This window comes from Rhodococcus sp. 320_ES (assembly GCF_059691855.1).
The window spans coordinates 512,250-532,021 of record NZ_JCAWAG010000004.1; the positions used below are offsets into that span (position 1 = coordinate 512,250).

Annotated in this window: 19 protein-coding genes; 7 read left to right on the forward strand and 12 right to left on the reverse strand. The window is 66.6% G+C overall.

Going from position 1 to position 19,772, the window contains the following annotated elements; genetic code table 11:
• Positions 1–582, reverse strand: a complete 582-nt coding sequence (locus tag AC59JP_RS16805; protein ID WP_497326927.1) for a type IV toxin-antitoxin system AbiEi family antitoxin domain-containing protein — start codon at positions 580–582, stop codon at positions 1–3.
• 96 nt (positions 583–678) lie between these two features.
• On the opposite strand from AC59JP_RS16805, the gene AC59JP_RS16810 reads away from it, so the two are divergent.
• Entirely contained in the window at positions 679–1,416 is a 738-nt protein-coding gene (locus AC59JP_RS16810) for an LmeA family phospholipid-binding protein (protein WP_497326928.1), read from the forward strand.
• A 51-nt stretch (positions 1,417–1,467) separates the two neighbouring features.
• Here the strand turns inward: AC59JP_RS16810 and deoC are convergent, their stop codons facing one another.
• On the reverse strand, positions 1,468–2,130 hold the full coding sequence (gene deoC / locus AC59JP_RS16815; protein WP_497326929.1) for a deoxyribose-phosphate aldolase: 663 nt from the start codon (positions 2,128–2,130) through the stop codon (positions 1,468–1,470).
• A gap of 57 nt (positions 2,131–2,187) precedes the next feature.
• Between deoC and purU the strand changes: the two genes are divergently transcribed.
• Positions 2,188–3,063 (forward strand): formyltetrahydrofolate deformylase, encoded by an 876-nt coding sequence (purU, locus tag AC59JP_RS16820; RefSeq protein WP_497326930.1) that lies wholly within the window; start codon positions 2,188–2,190, stop codon positions 3,061–3,063.
• 12 nt (positions 3,064–3,075) lie between these two features.
• Here the strand turns inward: purU and AC59JP_RS16825 are convergent, their stop codons facing one another.
• A complete protein-coding gene (locus tag AC59JP_RS16825) occupies positions 3,076–4,074 on the reverse strand; it encodes an alpha/beta fold hydrolase (protein WP_497326931.1) in 999 nt (332 codons plus the stop codon).
• A 170-nt stretch (positions 4,075–4,244) separates the two neighbouring features.
• Between AC59JP_RS16825 and AC59JP_RS16830 the strand changes: the two genes are divergently transcribed.
• Positions 4,245–5,474 (forward strand): Nramp family divalent metal transporter, encoded by a 1,230-nt coding sequence (locus AC59JP_RS16830; RefSeq protein WP_497326932.1) that lies wholly within the window; start codon positions 4,245–4,247, stop codon positions 5,472–5,474.
• A 24-nt stretch (positions 5,475–5,498) separates the two neighbouring features.
• Here AC59JP_RS16830 and AC59JP_RS16835 read toward each other — a convergent pair whose 3' ends face one another.
• The 4 genes from AC59JP_RS16835 to AC59JP_RS16850 all read right to left on the reverse strand — a co-directional run bounded on the left by AC59JP_RS16835 (position 5,499) and on the right by AC59JP_RS16850 (position 8,539).
• Positions 5,499–5,798 carry a DUF2516 family protein gene (locus tag AC59JP_RS16835; RefSeq protein WP_497326933.1) on the reverse strand — a complete coding sequence of 100 codons (300 nt, stop codon included), beginning with the start codon at positions 5,796–5,798 and terminating at the stop codon, positions 5,499–5,501.
• Between the two features lie 72 nt (positions 5,799–5,870).
• Positions 5,871–6,668 carry a heparin-binding hemagglutinin gene (locus AC59JP_RS16840; RefSeq protein WP_497326934.1) on the reverse strand — a complete coding sequence of 266 codons (798 nt, stop codon included), beginning with the start codon at positions 6,666–6,668 and terminating at the stop codon, positions 5,871–5,873.
• Entirely contained in the window at positions 6,665–7,159 is a 495-nt protein-coding gene (locus tag AC59JP_RS16845) for a helix-turn-helix domain-containing protein (RefSeq protein ID WP_497326935.1), read from the reverse strand. Before AC59JP_RS16845 ends, AC59JP_RS16840 begins: the two co-directional genes overlap by 4 nt.
• A 108-nt stretch (positions 7,160–7,267) precedes the next feature.
• On the reverse strand, positions 7,268–8,539 hold the full coding sequence (locus tag AC59JP_RS16850; RefSeq protein ID WP_497326936.1) for a DUF445 domain-containing protein: 1,272 nt from the start codon (positions 8,537–8,539) through the stop codon (positions 7,268–7,270).
• A gap of 81 nt (positions 8,540–8,620) precedes the next feature.
• On the opposite strand from AC59JP_RS16850, the gene AC59JP_RS16855 reads away from it, so the two are divergent.
• A complete protein-coding gene (locus tag AC59JP_RS16855) occupies positions 8,621–9,391 on the forward strand; it encodes a TetR/AcrR family transcriptional regulator (RefSeq protein ID WP_497326937.1) in 771 nt (256 codons plus the stop codon).
• A 47-nt stretch (positions 9,392–9,438) separates the two neighbouring features.
• Here AC59JP_RS16855 and AC59JP_RS16860 read toward each other — a convergent pair whose 3' ends face one another.
• Complete coding sequence (locus AC59JP_RS16860) at positions 9,439–9,900, reverse strand: PPOX class F420-dependent oxidoreductase (protein ID WP_497326938.1); 462 nt, start codon at positions 9,898–9,900, stop codon at positions 9,439–9,441.
• 121 nt (positions 9,901–10,021) lie between these two features.
• On the opposite strand from AC59JP_RS16860, the gene AC59JP_RS16865 reads away from it, so the two are divergent.
• A complete protein-coding gene (locus AC59JP_RS16865; RefSeq protein WP_497326939.1) occupies positions 10,022–11,032 on the forward strand; it encodes a sensor domain-containing diguanylate cyclase in 1,011 nt (336 codons plus the stop codon).
• On the opposite strand, the gene AC59JP_RS16870 is transcribed toward AC59JP_RS16865, so the two are convergent.
• The 3 genes from AC59JP_RS16870 to AC59JP_RS16880 all read right to left on the reverse strand — a co-directional run bounded on the left by AC59JP_RS16870 (position 10,991) and on the right by AC59JP_RS16880 (position 14,792).
• A complete protein-coding gene (locus AC59JP_RS16870) occupies positions 10,991–13,234 on the reverse strand; it encodes an EAL domain-containing protein (RefSeq protein WP_497326940.1) in 2,244 nt (747 codons plus the stop codon). The genes AC59JP_RS16865 and AC59JP_RS16870 overlap by 42 nt on opposite strands.
• A gap of 124 nt (positions 13,235–13,358) precedes the next feature.
• Positions 13,359–14,369: a PHP domain-containing protein gene (locus AC59JP_RS16875; RefSeq protein WP_497326942.1), complete on the reverse strand. Its 1,011-nt coding sequence runs from the start codon at positions 14,367–14,369 to the stop codon at positions 13,359–13,361.
• Positions 14,370–14,390: 21 nt separating this feature from the next.
• Positions 14,391–14,792 carry an STAS domain-containing protein gene (locus tag AC59JP_RS16880; RefSeq protein WP_497326943.1) on the reverse strand — a complete coding sequence of 134 codons (402 nt, stop codon included), beginning with the start codon at positions 14,790–14,792 and terminating at the stop codon, positions 14,391–14,393.
• 320 nt (positions 14,793–15,112) lie between these two features.
• On the opposite strand from AC59JP_RS16880, the gene AC59JP_RS16885 reads away from it, so the two are divergent.
• A complete protein-coding gene (locus AC59JP_RS16885) occupies positions 15,113–15,544 on the forward strand; it encodes an ATP-binding protein (RefSeq protein WP_497326944.1) in 432 nt (143 codons plus the stop codon).
• Positions 15,541–16,347: a SigB/SigF/SigG family RNA polymerase sigma factor gene (locus AC59JP_RS16890; RefSeq protein WP_497326945.1), complete on the forward strand. Its 807-nt coding sequence runs from the start codon at positions 15,541–15,543 to the stop codon at positions 16,345–16,347. Before AC59JP_RS16885 ends, AC59JP_RS16890 begins: the two co-directional genes overlap by 4 nt.
• On the opposite strand, the gene AC59JP_RS16895 is transcribed toward AC59JP_RS16890, so the two are convergent.
• A complete protein-coding gene (locus AC59JP_RS16895; protein WP_497326946.1) occupies positions 16,341–19,709 on the reverse strand; it encodes a DUF3376 domain-containing protein in 3,369 nt (1,122 codons plus the stop codon). The genes AC59JP_RS16890 and AC59JP_RS16895 overlap by 7 nt on opposite strands.
• Positions 19,710–19,772: the final 63 nt, after the last annotated feature.

The window sequence follows — 19,772 nt, forward strand, 5'->3', positions numbered from 1 at the left end:
TTACCTGGACGACAGCGCCAGTTCGATCCGCTCGGCCACTCGGTCGCCGAATTCGAGGGCGCGAGCGAACAACTCGTCCGCCTGCAGTCGGCCGAGGACGAGTCCGTCGCCCACCACCTCGTCGAGTGTGAACTGCGAGATGCCGCCGGCCGCGAGGTCGAGCGTGGTGCGGATCGGCGTGGTGATGCGGAAGGATCCGGTGTACTCGATGTCGCGGCCGTCGAGGCGGCCGCGATGGACGGCGAGTCGCTGATCGTGCGCTCGGGTGGTCCCGCTGACGCGTACGTGGACGAACTGCGGGTGCAGGTTTCCGAGGCCGTGCAGCTCGGCGGCGCTCTGGTGCGAGATCACGGCGCTGGTTCCGAGCCACGCGCACCACTTCGCGTACTCCTCGAGCTCGCTGGGCGGCCACCCTGCGATGCGGAGCAGATCCGCCTCGACGCGGTTCCAGATGCCGTCGTCCACAGCCGTCGCGATGGCGAGCGCGGAGTAGCCGGACTCCGAGGCCTGAGCTGTGGTGAAGTAGCCGTCCTGTTCCGTCACCATCCACTGGAACTGGTCGGTCATTCCGTCGCCGATCATGGCGGCGAGCCTACCCCTCATGTGTCACACGTCACAGCTGTTGCGGACGCTCACGGTTCACAGAATTAACTCAGACAAGTGGGTCACACTTCCAGGATGACCACTTCGGAAACTCGGAGGCGGAAATCTCGGCTTCCGCTCATCGCCCTGATCGTCGTCGTGGCGTTCCTCGCAGCGGTGATCGGCGGCGAGTTCTACGCCCGCAACCGTGTCGAGACGTGCCTGGCCAATCAGTTCGAATCCGAGCTCGGCTCGCAGATCGACGTGAGCCTCGGCCTGTACCCGGTGCTGGTACAGCTGGCGACCAAGGAGTTCAATTCGGTCGAAATCACCAGCGACGACACCAAGTTCGGGCCCGCGCAGGACATGAAGGTGAGCGCCGAGATCGACGACGTGAACCTGAACAACGTGTCCGACACCAGCTCGGGAACGATCGGCAGCTCCTCCGCTGACGTCGACTGGTCCAACTCCGGCATCCAGGCGACGCTGGCGTCGCAGGGCATCGGCGGACTGATCAGCGGAGTCACCAGCGATGCGGCCGCCGGAACGCTCAACTTCGCCATCGTGGGCGGGCTCGCGCAGCTGACGGTCGAGCCCGTTGTGGCCGGGGACAAGATCGAGGTTCAGACCGTCGACGCGAACATCCTCGGTTTCGGCATCCCGACCGACCTGGCCGACAGCGTCGTCTCCGTGCTCACCGACAGCCTGCAGGCGTACCCGCTGGGCATGACGCCCAAGTCGATCGAGGTCACCGACACCGGGTTGAAGATGTCGCTGGCCGGCGGCGCGTACACCCTGCCCGCGGCGCAGGACGGGCAGCAGATCAGCTGCTGACGCAGCTGTGCGCGATTTCCGCCCCCCTGGGGGCGGAAATCGCGCACAGACTCATGCCAAGAACCCGCCTAATACCTCCCGCGAGCCCGACAGCCCGAGCCGAGTGGCACCGGCCTCGATCATGGCGCGCGCCGCATCCGCGGTCCGAATTCCGCCGCTCGCCTTCACACCCAGCCGGCCGCCGACGGTCTCGGCCATCAGCCGTACCGCCTCCACGCTCGCCCCGCCCGCGGGGTGGAAACCGGTGGACGTCTTGACGAAGTTGGCGCCCGCTTGCTCGGCGGCGCGGCAGCATTCGACGATCGCTTCGTCCGTCAGCGCGGCGGACTCGATGATGACCTTCAGGATTGCCGTGTCCCCGACGGCTTCTCGTACGGTGAGGATGTCCGCGAGTATCGCGTTGTAGTCGCCTTCGATCGCGGCGCCGACGTCGATGACCATGTCGACCTCCTGCGCGCCCTGCTGGATGGCGAGCCTCGCCTCGGACCCCTTGACCAGCGAGTGGTGCTTGCCGGACGGGAAGCCGGCGACCACGGCGACCACCAGATCGTCGGGGGCTCGCAGCGGCAGCATCGAGGGCGAGACGCAGACGGCGAGCACTCCGAGATCGGTCGCCTCGGCGATCAGCGCCTCGACGTCCGCGCGCGTTGCCTCGGGCTTGAGGAGCGTGTGGTCGACCATGCGAGCGACGTCGGTTCTGGAGAGATCTGTCATCGGTCCAGCTTGGCATGCCGTGATCGGCGAGACGAGCGCACCTGAGAGAATCCGCCGGTGAGTTCCTTCGATCGCCGTTTCGTCCTGACCCTCGGCTGCCCCGACCGCACGGGCATCGTCGCCCGCATCTCGACCTTCCTCGCCGACCTGGGCGGGTCGATCGTCGAGGCGGCTTATCACGCCGACGCGGACAGCGGCTGGTTCTTCACGCGTCAGGCGGTGGCCGCGTCGTCGGTCTCGATCTCGGCGGACGAACTACGGTCCCGTTTCGTCGATGTCGCCCGTGAGATCGGCCCGGAAACCGAGTGGGCGCTTCATGATTCGGGCGAACCGAAGCGTGTCGTCCTGCTGGTGAGCAAGGAGGCGCATTGCCTGCACGATCTGCTGGGCCGGGCCGCGGGAGGCGAGCTTCCAGCGACGATCAGCGCGGTGATCGGTAACCACCCCGAGCTCGAGCAGACGGCGATCGCGCACGGAGTTCGGTTCCACCACGTGCCGTTTCCGAAGGATCCCGCCGAGCGCGGTCCGGCGTTCGCGGAGCTGCGGGATCTGGTCGACTCCTACGAACCCGACGCCGTCGTGCTGGCCAGGTTCATGCAGGTGCTCCCGCCGGATCTGTGTGAGCACTGGGCGGGCCGGGCGATCAACATCCACCACAGCTTCCTGCCGTCCTTCGTCGGCGCGAAGCCGTACCACCAGGCATTCGCGCGCGGGGTGAAGCTGATCGGGGCCACGTGTCACCTGGTGACGTCCGAACTGGACGCCGGCCCGATCATCGAGCAGGACGTGATCCGCGTCGACCATTCCGACGCGGTCACCGACATGGTCCGGCAGGGCCGCGACATCGAAAAGCTCGTTCTCGCACGAGGATTGCGCTGGCACCTCGAGGACCGGGTGCTGGTGCACGGCCGTAAGACCGTGGTGTTCAGCTAGAGGTGCGTTCAGCTAGTTCTCCTCGGCGAGCCTGACCAACTCGGCGTTGAATTCGTCGATCGCCTCGACGGAGACCATGTGTCCGGCGCCGGGCACCTCGACGAGGCGATCGAGCACACCCGCTCGCTCGAGCGCGGCGGCGAGCTTGCGCGACTGGATCGGCGGGGTCAGTCGGTCGGCCGTCCCGACGATGACCGTCGTCGGAACGTCGATGTTCTCGAGTGCCTCGTGGATGTCGAGTGCGCTGAGCGCGGCTCCCCACAGCCCCCTGGTCTTGGGCTCGCATTCGCGAACGATCTTCTCGCAGAACGCAACCTGGGCAGGTGTTGCGTTTCGCCCCAACGCCACGTACTTGACCGCGCGCGACGACAGCGGGGTCGCGGGAATGGGAAGACCCGACGACAGGACGGATGCGGCCACTCGTTCGGGGAGCCGCGGGAAGCGGGGCACCACCGTCGTTTCGGCGATCAGCGAGTCGGATGCAGTGTCCGCCAACAGAATTGCCTTCACGTACTGCTGTACCTGTTTCGGGTGGTCGCCGGCCCACGCCATGACGGACATTCCGCCCATGCTGTGCCCGACCAGAACTGCTTTGGTGTCGCTGGTGATGGTTGCCTCGAGGATGGCGGCGAGATCGTCGCCGAGCACGTCGGACCCGAAGTGGCGAGTGCCGAGGTCGCTGCTGCCGTGGCCGCGCTGGTCGTACGCGATCACGCGGTATCGATCGGCGAGTGCGTTGATCTGCGGGGCCCAGAAGTCGGCGGAGCAGGTCCAGCCGTGACTGAGCACGATCGGTTCGGCGTCGGGGTCGCCGTACTCACGCACGTTCAGGTGAGCGCCGTCGTCGGTGACGACCGGGACGACCCGATACTCGGTGGTCGGATCGTGCAACAGCCAGTCCGCGCCGTCGAGCAGTCTGCGCACCGCGGGCGTTCTCCGGGCGGCCAACGCGATGCCCACCGCGCCCGCGGCGACGGCACCGACAAGAAGCGCCCTGTTTCTGCTGACCACCGAAGCCCCCTGATGTTCGTCACTGACATTCTCGGCGCCGGTCCCCAACTCTCAGCGCATGCCCACCCGAAACAGGGTAGTGCCCGCGACGGGACTCTCGACGCAGACCGGTAGAAATTGATTTCGGGCTGACTAACTCTCGAGTGCGGCTGAGCGAATATAGTGTTTGCATGTCGCAGACCACCACCTTCGCCCCCGTGCGGACGTTGACGCTCTTGGGCCCCGCGTTCGTGGCCGCGATCGCCTACGTGGACCCGGGCAACGTTGCGGCCAACCTCACCGCCGGAGCGCGGTACGGCTACCTGCTGGTGTGGGTTCTGGTCGCCGCCAACGCCATGGCGGTGCTGGTGCAGTACCTGTCCGCGAAGCTGGGGTTGGTGTCGGGCAAGTCTCTGCCGGAGATGCTGGGTATCCGGCTACGACCGTGGCCGAGGCGTCTGTTCTGGGTCCAGGCCGAGGCGGTCGCGATCGCCACGGACCTCGCCGAAGTGATCGGCGGAGCGATCGCGCTGAACCTGCTGTTCGGGCTGCCGCTGTTCGTGGGCGGCCTCATCACCGGCGTCGTCTCGATGATCATCCTCGGCGTGCAGAGTCGGCAGGGCCAGCGCACGTTCGAATTCGTCGTGATCACGATGCTCGCCGTCATCACCGTCGGCTTCCTGACCGGGCTGCTGTTCACGGACGTCTCCGGCACCGGCGTCGCGCAAGGTCTGATCCCGGGATTCGACGGTTCCGATTCCGTCCTGCTCGCCGCCAGCATGCTCGGCGCGACGGTCATGCCGCACGCCATCTACCTGCATTCCGCTCTGGCGCGCGACCGACACGGCGTACAGAAGGACGCTCGCGTGCTCGATCGCCTGCTCCGTGCCACCAAGTGGGACGTGACGTTCGCCCTCGTCATCGCGGGCACCGTCAACATCGGGATGTTGTTGCTGGCGGCGTCGGCGTTCCTCGGCGCGGACGGAACAGACACGATCGACGGGGCGCACGCCGCGATCGAGAACAACCTCGGCGGCGGTGTCGCGGCCGTCTTCGCAGTCGGACTGCTCGCGTCGGGTCTGGCGTCGACCTCGATCGGCTGCGCGGCGGGCGCCGAGATCATGAAGGGGTTGCTGCGCAAGCGGATTCCGCTGCAGGTGCGCCGGGTGGTCACGCTGATCCCGGCTCTGGTGATTCTCGGAATCGGCGTCGATCCGACGCTGGCGCTGGTGCTGAGTCAGGTCGTGCTCAGCATGTGCATTCCGTTCGCACTGATTCCGCTGGTGCGCATCACCTCGAGCAAGGACGTGATGGGCGAGCGCACCAACTCACGGACGACGGTGCTGTTGGCGACGCTGGCGACGGGACTGATCGTGACCCTGAACGTCGCGCTTCTCTACCTGACGGTCAGTGGCTTCTAGACGGTCGGTGGGTTCCGGAACGGACTACCAGCGGTTGCCGCTGCCGCGCTGAACTTCCTCGACCTTCGGCCGCACGTCCACCAGGTACACACCGACAGCGACGACACCGATGATGCCGAAGAAGCCGCTGAACCCGAAGGCGAACAGAATCAGCAGCGCGACGACGAGAATGCCCAGCCACATCGGCTTCGTGAGCTTGCCGGCGGCGGGGAACGCGTCGGTGCGCTGGCGCAGCGCGTGCACGATCGCGAACACCGCGGCCGCCATCGCAATCAGCTGAAGTGCGAGAAGGACGTAACCGGTGGCGGTATTCGCATTGAACATGGGACCCAGCATATAAGTCCGGCTCCCACCTGACTAAGCGTGGGAGCCGGACTTATCGGACTTCGAGATGGATCAGGCCTTCTTGGCCGGAGCCTTCTTGGCCGGGGTGCTCTTCTTGGCGGGCGCCGGGGTGGCCTTGGCGGCCGGTGCGCGCTTGACGGGCGAGGCCTTCGAGCCGCGGGTCTTGGCCTCGACGGTTCCGGCTGCGCCGGCGACCTTCTCGGACGCGTCGGTGCTGCGCGACTTGGCCTTCGAGCCGGCCTCGTCGAGCTTCTCGCTCAGCTCGTCGGCGCCTTCCTCGATGTTCTCGCTGAGCTCGGACGCGCCTTCCTGAACCTTGTCCGACGCACGGCCGGCAAGCTTCGCGGCGCGCTCGCCGACGGCGCGGGTCTGCGACGCAACCTTGCCGAGGGTGTCCTCGGTGAGGTCGACGGCGTCGTTGGCGACGGAGTTGGCGCGATCGAGGCCTTCTTCGACGGTCGGGTTCTTGAGGATGCGCTCGACGGTCTCCTCGCCGCGCTCGGCAAGAGCGGTGTAGAGGTCGGACGCGACCTTGAGGTAGGCCTCTGCGACCTTCTTCAGCTCTTCGGGGGTGAAGCGCTCGCGCAGCTCCGCGATGTCCTCGGGCAGTTCGGACGGCAGGCTCTGCAGGCGTCCGCGGAGCGACTCGATGCTCTCGGTGACGTCTTCCTGCAGGTCGGCGACGCGGGCACGAGCCGTGTCGACACGGTCGTTGACGTCGGACGTGGTCTCCTCGGCACGGGCACGCACCTGGGCGACGACGTCGGCCACGGCCTGGACGACGGCATCGCCGGCGCCGACTGCGGCGTAGATCGGGGTCTTGACGGTCTCGAACTTGGGCTCGGTCATGAGCTGGTCACTCCTTCGGATGGGTCTTCGGTGTTGTCGACTTCGGGTTCGTCGACTTCGGTTGTGTGTTCTTCGGTGCTGCTGTCGTTCTCGCGTCGAAACGAGTCGTAGATCTCGAGAAGCACTTGCTTCTGTCGTTCCGTGATGGTCACGTCCGACAGAACGGCGTCCCGGATGGGACTGTGCGGCCGCTCTTCGAGAAAACCGGCCTGCACGTAGAGGACCTCGGACGACACCCGAAGACCTTTGGCGATCTGTGCGAGGACATCTGCCGACGGCTTGCGCAACCCTCGCTCGATCTGGCTGAGATACGGGTTGCTGACGCCGGCGAGCAGAGCGAGTTGCCGGAGCGACACCTGGGCCGATTCACGCTGTGCGCGAATGAAGCCTCCGATGTCGGCGGTTGCGGTGTTGACGACGCGAGCGGCCAGGTCGCCGGCTGCGCCGACCACGGTGGCCTCGTCACCGTCCTGACTGTTCTCGTCCCGCATGTTGTCGGCTCCTCAGTTCGTGCCTGCTCTCGCCTACGAACACCACGTTAACCAGGGCTGCTAGCAATTGCAAGCACTCTGCTAGCACCGTGACGGGAGTCACGAACGCTATCCGAACAGCAGCTGCGACACCGTGTAGATCACGAGACCGGCGAGCGAACCCACCACGGTGCCGTTGATACGAATGAATTGAAGGTCGCGTCCGACCTGCAGCTCGATCTTCTTGCTCGCTTCGTCCGCGTCCCACCGTGCGACGGTGTCGGTGATGACCGTCGTGATCTCGTCGGTGTAGTTGTCGACGATGTAGCGCACGCCCGACAGCAACCACCCGTCGACCTTCGTCCGCAGCTCCTCGTCGTCGCGCAGCCGGATGCCGAACTTCTGCACGTTCTCGCTGACCTTGGAGCGCAGCGTGCTGTTCGGGTCGTCGACGGAATCGACAATGAGCTTCTTGGCGACCTTCCACGTGGCTGCCGCGAGGCCGGTGATCTCGTCGCGGCCCATCAACTCGGCCTTGATGGACTCCGCCTTGGCGATGGTGTCGGGGTCGTTCTGCAGATCCTGCGCGAAGTCGACGAGGAATTTGTCTGCGGCGGCGCGCAATTCGTGGTTGGGGTTGGAGCGGACCTTCCACGTGAACTCGACGAGTTCCTTGTGGATGCGCTCGCCGAGCAGCACGTCCACGAACTTGGGCGACCACGACGGCGAGTCCCGGCTGATGACCCGGTCGATCGTCTCGAGGCTGCCCTGCGCCCACTCGTGAGCGCGCAGCGCGAGCAGGTCGATCAGCGGCTTCTGCCGGTTGTCCTCGAGCAGCGAGGCCAGCACCCGGCCGATCGGCGGACCCCACTGCGGGTCGGCGAGCCGCTTGACGATGGTGTTGTCGATGACCTGGGCGATGTCCTCGTCGTCCAGCAGGTCGAGGACCCCGCGCAGAATGGTCGACGTCTCCTCCGCGACGCGATCGGAGTGGGCCGTGTCCGACAACCACGTTCCGAGCCGCAGCGGAATCTGGGCGGAGTGGATCTTGGACGTGACGACCTCGGCGGCGAGGAAGTTCTGCCCGACGAAGCTGCCGAGGCTGGACCCGAGTTGGTCCTTCTTGCGCTTGATGATCGCCGTGTGCGGGATCGGGATGCCGAACGGATGACGGAACAGCGCGGTGACCGCGAACCAGTCGGCGAGGGCGCCGACCATGCCGGCCTCGGACGCGGCACGCACGTACCCGACCCACGCCCCGGCTCCCTGCGACTCCTGCCAGCGGCAGAAGAAATACACGACGGTGGCGAAGATCAGGAACCCGGTGGCCACCGACTTCATCTTGCGAAGATCGCGACGTTTGACGTCGTCGTCCGCTTTCAGGAGCTGCACCAGCACCATTGTGCCTGGCCCGACGCACTAGTCTCGAAAGAGAACCGCACGCGCGGGTCGGGGGCAATCGAAGAGGAGTGTGCGTTGGCCGTGGCGAACGAATCGTCGGTGAACGACGCCGAACGCGCCGAAGCGGGCCACAGCGGGGCCGACCGGGCCGCGAAGAGGGCGCCGAAGGCGGACAAGCAGGACGGTCGCAAGCGACGCTGGCGCGAGCACAAGATCGCTCGACGCGAAGAACTCGTCGACGGAACCCTGGCGGCGATCAGGTTGCGCGGACGCGACATCGGAATGGACGAAATCGCGTCCGAGATCGGAATTTCCAAAACCGTTCTCTACCGTTATTTCAACGACAAGAACGACCTGACCAACGCCACGCTGGAACGGTACGTGGAGGTGACGCTCGCGCCGCGCATCTATGCCGCGATAAGCGTCGAGCTCGACGAGTTCCACCTGACCCGGCAGGTGATCGCCGCCTACGTCGAGACCGTCGCATCGGATCCCGAGGTGTACCTCTACGTGATGAGCAACAGCTCGGGACCCAACCGGGACGTGGTCGCCGACTCAGAGCGCATGATCGCGGAACTGCTGTCCGCGGTGCTCGGCGAGCGCCTGCGCCGCATGGAGATGGACTCGGGCGGATCGGTGCCCTGGGCCTACGGCGTGGTGGGCCTGGTCCAGTTGGCGACTCACTGGTGGATCTCCAACAAGTCCATGACCGCCGAGGACCTGATCGACTATCTGACGATGCAGGTGTGGGGCGGAATCCACGGTGTCGCGCAGGTCAAGGGCTCGCCGGCACGGTTCAACGCCATGGAACACCCGCTGGTCGACGACCAGGCCCCCGCCTCGAAAGACTGAGACGCGCGAAAGACTGAGACGCGCGAAGGACTAGGACGCGCGAAGGACTAGGACGAGGGCGGCGGGAAGCCGCCGGTGGCGATCGGGCCCCACGTGTCGATCGAGATCCTGATCAGCGACTTTCCCTGCTTCACCATGGCCTCGCGGTACTCGTCCCAGTCGGGATGCTCGCCGGAGATGCTGCGGAAGTACTCCACCAGGGGTTCCACCGAGTCGGGGAGGTCGATGACCTCGGCGGTCCCGTCGATCTGCACGTAGGGGTCGTTCCAGTCGTCCGAGTGGATCAGTACCGACACCGCCGGGTTGCGCCTGATGTTGACGGCCTTCGCGCGCTGCGGGTACGTGGAGATCACGATGCGTCCCTCCGAGTCGACTCCGCACGAGACGGGCGACATCTGCAGTCCCCCGGACTGCTTGATCGTCACCAGGGTGGCCCGGTGACGCGGACGGACGAAGTCGACCAACTCGTCGTGGGAGACGCGGTCTGCTGTTGCGAACTCGGTAGCCATGACTCCCAGCGTAGAGCGGGCCCGCGGCGTAACCATTTTCAATAAACTGCGATAACTGTATGAATGCGTGTTCGCGGGGATCGCTTTCCTTTTCTACGAATGGATACAAGGACCGTCACCGATGCCCCAGAATCACCTTCGCGTGCTTCCGACTCTGTCGCGCTTCGACGAGGCGAGCGCCGCCGTCGTCGCGTTTCTGCAGCAGTCGATGCCGATGTCGATGTGGTCGGTGACTCGTTTCGACGGCCAGAATCAGATGTTCCTCCGAACGTCGGAGAACAACGCCCTCTCCATTCACGACGGCCAGGCGCGGCCGTGGGAGAGCACCATGTGCAAGCTCATGGTCGACGGTGACATCCCGTCCGTGGTCCCGGACACCGCACTGGAACCGGTGATCGCCGACTCCGACGACCCGGACTGGAAGCCGCTTCGTACCTATGTCGGTATCCCCATCCACCGGCCCGACGGAACCGTGTTCGGCACGGTCTGCGGATACGACACGCAGCCGCACACGGCCGAGCTCTACGACCGGGTGCCGTTGCTCGAACTGCTGTCGTCGCTTCTCTCGGCCGTCCTCGACTCCGATCACGCGCGGATGGACGCCGAACGCCGGGCGGAGGTCGCCGAGATCGAGGCGGAATCGGACCCGCTCACGGGCCTGTTGAACCGGCGGGGGTGGAGCCGGTGGCTCGAGCCCGAGAACGGACGGTGGCTCGAGTTCGGCGACCCCGCAGCCATCGTCGTCGCCGACCTCGACGGCCTGAAGGACGTCAACGATCGGTACGGGCACGCTGCGGGCGACGAGCTGATCCGCCGCACCGCGGCTGTCCTCCGGGAGTGGGCGGGACCCACGGACGTCGTGGCCCGACTCGGCGGCGACGAGTTCGGCGTTCTCCTGGTCGGATCGGGAAACAAGCCCACGGCCGACAAGGTGGCCGAGCTCTCCGGTTCGCTGGAGGACGAAGCTATTTCGATGTCGGTGGGCTTTGCCTCGTTCGCATCGTCGGGCAGTTCCGTCGCCGCCTGGAACGCCGCCGACTCGGTGATGTACCGCGTGAAACGCCTGTCGGGCGGCCGGCGCCGACGTGCCTCAGACCGGCCGGGCGGGACCGCGTTCCACAGTCGGCCCTGAACCACCTGTAGGCCCTGAACCCGTTTCTGCGGCGTCGATTGCGCCCTGCACGTCGGCAGCGGGCATCGGCTCGGCGAGCAGGAAACCCTGGGCCATGTCGCATCCGGCCTCGCGGAGGCAATTCAGTTGCTCGACCGTCTCGACACCCTCGGCCACCACGGTCAGATCGAACGCGCGCGCCAGCGTCACGATGGCGGAGACAACCGACTCCGGTTGCGTGCCCGGCAGTTCCGAGACGAAGGACTTGTCGATCTTGACGAAGTCGACGATCGGGAAGCGGGTGATGTAGCTGAGCGAGCTGTGTCCCACCCCGAAATCGTCGAGCAGAACCGACACACCCATCTCGTGCAGATCCGTGAGGTTGCGTTTGACCGTCTCGGTGTCCTCGACCCAGATGGACTCGGTGATCTCGATTCCGAGTTGCTGTGCGGGAAAGAGAGTTTCGGCGAGAAGCGCCGACACCGACGCGGCAAACCCCGGCTGCCGGAGCTGCAGCGGGCTGACGTTGACGCGCAGTTCGGCGGCGCCGCTCCACTGCACCGAATCGAGGCACGCGCGGCGCAGCGCCCATTCCCCGAGTGGAACGATCAGACCCGAGCGCTCTGCGATCGGCACGAACTCGTCCGGTCCGATCGCGCCGAGCGTCGAATCATCCCAGCGCGCAAGCGCTTCCACGGCGACCAGACGACCGGTCGCCAATTCGTACACCGGCTGATACACCATGGCCAGAGCATCTGTCTCGAGCGCGGTGCGCAAGGCATCCGCGATCGCCAAGCGGCGAAGTGCGGGCGCGCCGTGTTCCTCGTCGAACACCTCGTAGGTGCCCGGCCCCTCCTTCTTCGCCCCCGACGCCGCGATGTCGGCGTGGCGAACCATGTCCGCCGCGGTGTCCTCGCCGTACCCGGCGGCGATGCCGATACATCCCGAGATCTCGATCGCCCGGTTGCCGATGTCCAGGGGGCGACGCAACCGCGCCAGAATGCTCTGCGCCACCGCGATCGCGTCGAAGGTGTTGGTGAGGCCGGTGCAGACGAGGAGAAATTCGTCGCCGCCGAACCGGGCCACCGTGTCGTGCATGGCGACGGATTCGGTGAGCACCTCGGCCACCGCGGCCAACACCCGATCGCCCGCGGCGAACCCGAAACTGTCGTTCACGACGCGGAAATCGTGCAGGTTGACCAGCATGACCGCGGTCATTCCGGACCCGGCGCGCGAGCGGACCAGAGCGGCGTCGATGCGTTGGTAGGCCAACGTGCGGTTGGCCAGCTGCGTCAACGGATCGTGGAGCGACTGGAACCGCACCTGGCGTTCGAGTTCGGCCCGCCGAACCGTGGCCGAGATGACCTCGGCAACAGTGGTGAGGAACATGACGGTGCGCACCGAGTACGCACCGATGTCGGTCTGGTACACCGCCAGCGCGCCCCACGCCGACTCCGTGCCCGGAATCGGCACCGCGATGGCGCTCCGGAATCCGAAGCGTTTCATCAGGGTCGTGTCGAACCTGGTCTCGAGCTCGGCGTCGCGGCACACCACCACACCGCGCTGCGCAATGGTGTATCCGGCCATGGAATCGTCCGAGACTTCGAGGCCCGACGCGTCCGCCGGGGCCGGCAGTGCGGCGGCAATGAACCTCAGCTTCCCGTCGTTGCCACCCGGCCGGTAGATCATGGCGTTCTCGGCACCCAACACGTCGATGGCCGCGGACACGGCGGCGGCCGTCACCTCGTCGACCCGTCCGGTGAGGGCGATCCGGTTCAGACCGGCGATGGCCTCCTGCTCGAGCTCCCGGCTGCGATCGAGATCCGCCTCGGTGCGGTCCAGTCGAGGTGCGTTTCCGTCGACATCTCGAAAAACGCCGGCCACGACGGACTGGGATTCGGTGTCGCCGAGGCCGTAGACCGTCATCTCGACCGGAAAGGGCGATCCGGTGGGCACGTCGAGGATGTCCATTCTTCCGGCCCATACTCCGTCGGTGTCCACCGCGATGCGGATTTCCTCGAGTTGCTCCAGGACACTGTCGGCGATCACGTTGCGCCCGTTCAGCGAATCCAGTCCGTCCATGGTCTCGAGGCCGATCATCTGCAGCCCGGCAGCGTTCAAGTAGCGGATGCGAGAGGAACTGTCGATGATCACAACACCGGACGACGCGGAGTCGGCCACCGCCCGCAGGGCGGCGTAGGTCGCGCTTCGTTCGAAGTCCACGAACCGACTCCCTCTCCGTTTGGACGTGGCCGTATTGTCTCATCACCGCGTTGCCCGACGCACAGTTTCGGCGCGGGCGCCGCAGCTAGTTCACCGCCGTCTCCAATTCACTGCCGTCTCCATTTCACTGCCGTGTCCACTCCAGCAGCGTCTCGGCCGACCAGGTGTTGACCACACGATCCGCCGGTACGCCGGCCGTGACCGCGCGTTCGCACCCGTATCCCTGCCAGTCCAACTGGCCGGGAGCGTGGGCGTCGGTGTCGATGGAGAACAGACATCCGGCGTCCAGAGCTGCGGCGATGAGGCGCTGCGGGGGATCGCGTCGCTCGGGTCGGCTGTTGATCTCTACCGCGGTTCCGCCGTCGCGGCACGCAGAGAAGACCGCGTCGGCGTCGAACGTCGACTCGGGCCGTGTGCCGCGGCCGCCCTCGACGAGACGGCCGGTGCAGTGGCCGAGGACGTCGACGCGGGGATTGGAGACGGCGGCAACCATGCGCCGCGTCATCGCCGCGGAGTCCGCACGCAGGTTCGAGTGCACGCTCGCGACGACCACGTCGAGACGATCGAGCAGTTCGTCCTCCTGATCGAGCGAGCCGTCGTCGAGGATGTCCACTTCGATGCCGGTGAGGATGCGGAAGGGGGCCAGCCGGTCTCGAAGCTCGTCGATTACGTCCAGTTGTTCGCGCAGCCGATCCGCAGTGAGACCGTTCGCGACCTTCAGGCGCGGCGAATGATCGGTCAGGACGCAGTACTCGTGCCCCAAAGATGCTGCGGTGGACATCATTTCGTCGATGGGGCTGCCGCCGTCCGACCAGTTCGAATGCGTGTGCAGATCGCCGCGGAGCTCGCAGCGCAGCGCAGCGCCGCCTTCACCGATCGGCTCGGCGGCGTCTCGCAGTTCGGTCAGATAATCCGGAACGTCACCGGCGGCAGCCTGCGCTGCCACCGCCGCGGTCTTCGGTCCGATGCCCTTCAAGGTGGTCCAGGAGTCGGTTCGCGCCAGCTCGGCGCGTCGGGCGTCGGACAAGCCGCCGAGAATGTCGGCGGCTTTCCGATACGCCTGCACTCGCCTGGTCTCCGCGCGCGAGCGTTCGAGCCAGAACGCAACTTCGCGCAACGCGGTCACCGGCTCCATGAAAACGGAGTCTAACGATCCTTACTCGGCGGCCAATGCGTCGGCGACGGAGGTCGTCGGCGCGGTGTTCGGCACCCACCGCGCTGCCGTGATGACGCGCTCGGCTGCCGGGCCGATCACCAGCGTCATTGCCGTGTTGCGGGCACTGCAGGCCGAATCGATGTCCGACAGCACGGACAGTGCGGCGGTGCCCATGAACTCGACGTCCGACAGGTCGAGGATCATTGCATCGGCCTGGCCGGCCGTCTCGGACACGCAGTCTGCGAAGAGGTGAACGTTGGCGAGGTCGAGTGACCCCGACACGGCGAAGAGCACGGTGCCGGGCTGCGGTCGACTCGACACGACGCGGCCGCCCGGAATATCCGTGGTGCCGAGCTCGGTCGACGTGGTGACGTCGGTGGCGGGTGTGAAAGAGACAGTCATGGTGTTCTCCGTTCGTGGAACTCGTGGAGAAACATCGAAGAGACGGTGCAAAACCGCTGAGAGAAAGGGCGCGCAGCCCTGTTTTTCCAAGTGGGCGCGCCGAGAGCGGGAGCAGCTATCGTCGGTGCTTCGTAATCCGGCTGCTGACTCAACCTCACTACGACGCTACGCTATGCACCCGGCAGTAACAACCGACCGTGGAAACGGCTCTGCTCTCGGAGTTTCCCGCATGCTCCGACCGGGTACTACCGATGTACAGCAATCCCACGAGAGTCGACGTAGCGATCGTTTCGGCCGCTGAAAGAACTACAGGAGGCCTCATGACACGGGCAATCACACCGGAGCCGAACGTCGACGGCGGCGATTCGGCCATCGAGCTCGGAGTGCACGCCGACGCCGGTCAACTGTCCGTCACCCGCGCAGTCGCGGCCACGCTCGCAGCCCAGGAAGACTTCGACGTCGACAGCATCGCCGACATCCGGCTCGCCATCGACGAAGCGTGCAGCCGTCTCATCGTGCGCGCCACTCCCGGTGCTCGCATGGTCTGCCGCTTCGTTCCCTCGGACACCGAGATCCACGTCTCGGTCACCACCACCACCACGGACCGCGCCGCGCTCGACGCCAACGGTTTCGGATGGCACGTTCTCAACGCACTCACCGATTCGGTGTCGACGTCGCAGTCCGAGTCGACCGACGGAGTCATCACCACCACCATCGAGTTCTCCAAGCGCAAGCACGGTTGGGACGAGTGACGGACACGTCCGCCACCACCACCTCCGGACCCCCGCAGAAGTCGCGCCGAAGCGACGAATACGCGGACGTCGCGGAACGCTTTCGCGCCATCTCCGCCCTCCCCGAGGGCGACCCTCTCCGTCGCGTGAAACGCGATGCACTGGTCACCCGCTGTCTGCCCCTGGCCGAACACATCGCGCGGCGGTTCGACGGACGCGGTGAGGCCCACGACGATCTCGTTCAGGTGGCCCGAGTCGGCCTGGTCAACGCGGTCGATCGCTTCGACGTCGAGCGCGGCTCCGACTTCGTGTCCTTCGCGGTGCCCACCATCATGGGCGAGGTTCGACGGCACTTCCGTGACGCCGGGTGGGCGGTCCGTGTCCCCCGCCGCATGAAAGAGCTTCACCTGCAGCTCAGTCGCGCCGTCGGCGACCTCGCGCAGACACTCGGACGTTCTCCGACGGTGTCCGAACTGGCCGAGTACCTCGACCTCGAGCGCGACGAAGTCGCCCAGGGCCTCACCGCCGGAAACGCGTACCAGACCCTGTCGGTGGACAGCGCCTCGACGGGCGGAGACTCCGAAGGGCTCACTCTCGCAGACACTCTCGGTGACTACGACAAGGAGATGGAGAACGTGGAGAACCACGAAGCCCTCCGTCCCCTCCTCGCGAAACTCCCCGAGCGTGAACGAAACGTGCTGCTGCTCCGCTTCTTCGGCAACATGACCCAGACCCAGATCGCCGAGAAGATGGGCATCTCGCAGATGCACGTCTCCCGGCTTCTCGCGCGCACGCTGGCAGGGCTGCGCGAGGAGCTTCACTGACCGTTCGGCAGCAGCCCGTCTCCCTCGATCGCCGCGCGCGCGGGGACGACGAGGTAGGCGACGGATACGCCGACGATCCACGATCCGATCGCGAAGGGTACGGCGGCGGCCGGGCCCTGGTTCCACGCCACGAAGATCGCTGCACCGACGATGCCGATCCCGATGATCCAGGCAATCGCCTGCCCCCGTGCCGACCAGCCCCAGAGCGACAGGCCGGACAGCAAGGATACCAGGAAGCCGACCAGAAGTGCCTGCGCCACAATCGAATCGCCGACACGGACGTCGGCGACGGCAAGAAGCGCGGTGGCCGCCGTAAGAGTGGCTGCGACGCAGCACCCGACCATTCGACGGGGACGAATGCGGCGCGCGGTCAGGCGCACTCCGAGGCTCTGCGCATCACACCAGAGGGCCGCCAGGGCGATCGTGACCGCAAGGGGGACGGCCGCTTCCAGACCGACCGTAGCCGGACCGTCGACAACGGCGAATTGCAGCGCGGCGGCGACGCACCCCAGAACGACAGCTGCCGTCCCGAACCGAATCGTCCGGACATGCTGCGCGCGTAGACGATCGACGTACGCGACCCAGAGGTGTTTGGTCTTGTCGAGGGGCTCGTCCGCGTCGCGCACCTTCTGTGTAAGCTCGGTCCATCGCTTCCGCGCCGCTCGCCACCGCGAGATCATCACCACCCCGAACAGCACCGCCAGAACCAGCAGCACCCGCGCGGCGACGGGACCGACTGTGGCGGTGTGCATTCCGATCAGCTGCGCCGCCAGGGCGACCGTGGTCGCCGCCAGCGCCAGGCGGACGACGTCGGAGACCAGGACGAGAGGCAGAAACGGGCGTATCAGCAGGGCAATCCCCCGCCCGAGCAGACCTTTCACCGTCGTCGGCGATTCCAAGGGCCACAGCACGCGCGGCGCCAGCACGGCGAGACGGGTGACGAGGGCGAAGAGGTACGACGGCGCGAGGTCTCGCACCCCCTGCGCTCCCACGTTCAGATTCGAATCGCCCACGGTGCCGGGCCGTTCCACCACGTCGGCCGCGTCGGCGAGAATCGACTTCTGCAACTCCGCGATCGCGGCACCCCGCTCGGTGGGCTCGATACCGAGGGCGTCGACGATGCCGGCCGCCGCGTCCATCCGGCCCCACTTCCAGTCGTTCACACGCCACCCGGCGTGCAGGAATCCACCGAATCGTGCGACGACGTTGCCCGCCAGCTTGGCGTCCGTGGTCAGTGCCTTCTCCCGCGTGCGCAACGTGACCGGCGCCTGCGGGTCTCGAATCCAGCGCGCCGTCCAGGTTCCCATCGACGCGTCGAGCAAGGTCTCGATCTGCGCGTCGATGTCGGGGTGCGGCTGACCGTCCAACCAGTAGCTGTATGCGAGTGGAGTGAACTGATCACCGCGGATCTCGTCGTACCGCACCACCGACGAGGTGCCAGGCACGTCACCCGTTGCTGCGAAGGTGGTGAACAGGTCAGGTGTCGGCGCGCTTCGCCACGCAGGCGTGTACAGCTTCGAGAAGATCGTGCCCTGCCATCGATCGCGCGCGGGCGCCGGCGGCGTCTCCCGCAGAATGGGGTCCGACAACGCGTAGATCGACGTCCGCGCATCAGTCAGGGCGGCCCACAAGGACTGCAGCGCAGCGCCTTCGGGTCCGTCGGGCAGCGACGACCAGGTGGCGAGTGCGGTGTAGAAGGTGGTGTCGTCCACGGTGGTTCCGGTCCGGAGTGCGTCTGCGACCGTCGGCGGCAGGTGCGCCAACCGTCGCCCCGCGGCGGCGCTCTCCACCACCAGAGCTTCGACCTTCGGTAGCTCGTCCTTGATCTCGGGGCTCGAACCGAGACCGCGGGCGAAGACGAGGTCGACCGTCCTGCGCCGTCCGTCGAACGTCACGGTCAGCACCCGATAGAGAAGCGCCTTGAGACGGCCGAGGTCGCGAGCCGCCGATCGCACCTCGTCCCCGCCGGTCGTCGCCAACCTCTCGAGTTCGCGTACCCACGCGATCAGCAGGGCCGCGATGTCTCGGACTGCACGGATGTCGCCGTCGACCAACGACGGGTCACTCAGATACAGCGCCGCGAGGCGGCGGCGCAGCGGCAGCGTCGCGGACTCGGACACCCGCCCGAAGGGCTGCGCGAACCCCGGTGCGCCCGAGACGAACCGGGGTGGATCGGTGAAGAGATCGGCCAGCCGCTCCGCGTCGACGTCGATACGGAAGCGGGCGTATTCGTCGGCCGCGGGTGGCCGGTGGACCTCGCCCCCGTCCCGTTCCAGTAGCGCTGCGAGCGCCGCCGATCGGGTGCGGGCCCTCTCCTCACGGTCGTTGTAGATCCGCAGAGCGGGGAGTTCGTCCTGCACGTTCTCGGTGCGTTTCTTCAACGCGGTCGCGTACCGGATGACCGTCACCGCACTGTGAATCACGAATTTCTTGACCGGTGAGATCGGCAGCGGATCGCGAGGCGGTTCGGGATCGAGATACAGCAACCGTCGTTCGGTGACGGAGGACGCGGAGGCGCGGCTGATCGCCCGAATGGCGCGATCGACCGGAATGTTGTCCAGCACACCGCCGTCGATGACAGCGAACGATTCCGTGTCCGCAGTGCCGTGGGCGAAGGGAAACACCGTCGCCATGTTCGGGCGGTCACCGTCGTCGTCGAGCGTGGCGAGCGATCGAATCGTTGCCGGTTCGAACGCACCCGGGAACGACGACGTGGCGCGCGCGGCCAGCGCCAGGCGATCGATCGCGCGAGAGACCACGGGATCCGACGGATCCGTTCCCGCTCCGGGAATGGTGGAGTAACCCGACCCGAGGGGTCCGGGGCTCCGCACGAACGAGAACGCCGCGGCGCTGCCCCAGGCGGTGGCGGTACCGTCGTCAATCCGCGTCGCCGCGAGCTCGACGGTGACGTTGTCCGCCGCGTAGTCGGCAGGGTCGCCGGGCCGAGAGGTCAACCTCTCCAACGACATTCGGGCCGTCGGCAGGAAATAGTCGTCGCCCTGCAGGAACGATTCCAGCGGCCCGACGCCGACCGGTCGCAACATCTGCCAGATGCCACCGGTGTTCGCCCAGAGGTCGCGCGTGGGCTCGAGGGATGCTCCGTAACTCTGCGCGAGGCCGTAGAGCACGGCGTTGAAACCGCCCGCACTGGCACCGGCCAGGATGTCGACCTCGACCGCGCCGTACCCGGCGGCGGCCAGGAGATCCCGGTAGCGGCGCATTCGCGGATCGACCGGGTCGGGTGTCAACGAGGCGCGGCGCAGAATGTCGATCTCCGCGACGGCGCCGCCGATCCACACCGCCAGGCTGACCCCGCCGCGCATGGCCAACGTCAGTCTCAGTGTCGTAGCCTGCTCGCTCACAGCCAGAAGATTACTGTCGATTTCGGCCGCCGCCCGAGTAGTGCACTACTCGTTTCTCGTTCC